Raw genomic sequence first — 1,411 nt, forward strand, 5'->3', positions numbered from 1 at the left:
AGCGCCGAGCCAGGAGGAATTGAGAGAGCTTTGGCCAAGCACCAGCGAAGTTAATTCAGCAGCTGAAATTTATGGCGAGTGGATTGATCGGAAAAGTGTCAAAGGATTCATGGAGGTCGTGATCAAACTCAATGCGGATGGAACTGGCACTTATTTCCATTCAAGGCGGGCTGACATGGGCGAGTGGCCTTTCAATTATTCTGTTGAAGGCTCGGTCTTGACGATGGCGCTAGAGGCGGTAGACAGTGAAGGCATTAGATACAAGCATCTGGATGCCCGTTTGTTTGAGAAAAACCTTTTGCTCAACGACAACGGTGACGTTTCTGTTTTCGTATTAAAAAGCGCCTGATTTAATAATTGTCGGGGTGCCATTTTTCTTTCCCGAAAAATGGATGGACGATACGCGGAGAGCTGGTTGATCATCTACTTGCGCTCTTGCGGCCTGCGATCTCCATTGCCGCTCCTGTGGCGAATGGTGTCCACGCAGCCCGTTTCAGATCACGCTCGAAAATCCTGTATCCCCGCGGTCCAGTGGATCCACCTCAACGTCATAGATCTGGGTGATTCTCCAGCGCGAGTCTTCATAACCCGCCTGGCCGAGGATCTTCACAAGGAAGGAGCTGCGTTGCTTCTCTGCCTGAAGTGTTATTTCGCAGAAGAAGTCGAGCTTCGTGGGGCCATCGGGAAGTGCTCCAAGAAGTTGATAGCCAGCCCGGTTGAACCGGTCCTTGTTCTCTCGCTGAAGTAATTTTTCAACTTCAGGGGCAATGAGAACTGCGGCGGTGATGTGGTCGATGAGTCCATCGACCACCACCTGCGGGTTTATTTTCATGTTGTATGTGAACTCTTCTAGGAATCTCCCTGATTATCGATCTTTAGTATTACATTGAGCCGCAATTGTTGTAACCAGTCTCTAGTTGGTACGGTATTTTGTTTTCAATAATTTCATCAATTCCAATAGAAAATTCGTTGGAAATCAACGTTTTCGTTAAGCGCCAAATCCCGGCAATAGATTGCAGGCTCTCGTGCCCGACCTCTTTACCTTGGTGACAGCTTTGTCGTTTGAGAATGTGTTTCCCCGCAAACCAAAAAGCCGCCCGGAGGCGGCCAACTTTGTTGTCTCGTGTTCTCAAACCGGCGTGGCCAAAGAAGCCGCCAATTGACCGGCCTTTGCCACGATGGCCTCGCGTTCCTCCAAGGGCTTTGGGCTCTTGGTCAAATACACCGTGATCACCACAGGCGCGCATCCCGCAGGCCACAAAACGCCGATGTCGTTGGTGGTGCCATGGGCGCCTGTACCCGTCTTGTCGCCAACCAGGCAGTCCCGCGGCAGCAGGGCGCGCAATCGCCGGTCGGATGTCTTGCTGGCGATCAGCCACTGGCGCATCTGCTGGCGCGAGGTGTCTGACAG

General features: G+C 51.9%; 3 protein-coding genes. 1 reads left to right on the forward strand and 2 read right to left on the reverse strand.

The features are described from left to right. On the forward strand, positions 1–349 hold a 349-nt coding region (locus tag AC1D1X_RS23240), incomplete at its 5' end, for a hypothetical protein (RefSeq protein WP_477699336.1). 144 nt (positions 350–493) lie between these two features. Here the strand turns inward: AC1D1X_RS23240 and AC1D1X_RS23245 are convergent. Beyond that, complete coding sequence (locus AC1D1X_RS23245) at positions 494–832, reverse strand: hypothetical protein (protein WP_477669004.1); 339 nt, start codon at positions 830–832, stop codon at positions 494–496. Between the two features lie 297 nt (positions 833–1,129). Beyond that, positions 1,130–1,411 (reverse strand): serine hydrolase (locus AC1D1X_RS23250; RefSeq protein ID WP_477699337.1); only part of this gene is annotated, 282 nt, incomplete at its 5' end.

The organism is Polaromonas sp. P1_G4, assembly GCF_056405475.1.

Excerpts from the sequence above, each read along its gene's own strand:
- AC1D1X_RS23245 (WP_477669004.1), bottom strand. The coding sequence starts at position 832 with ATGAAAATAAACCCGCAGGTGGTGGTCGATGGACTCATCGACCACATC.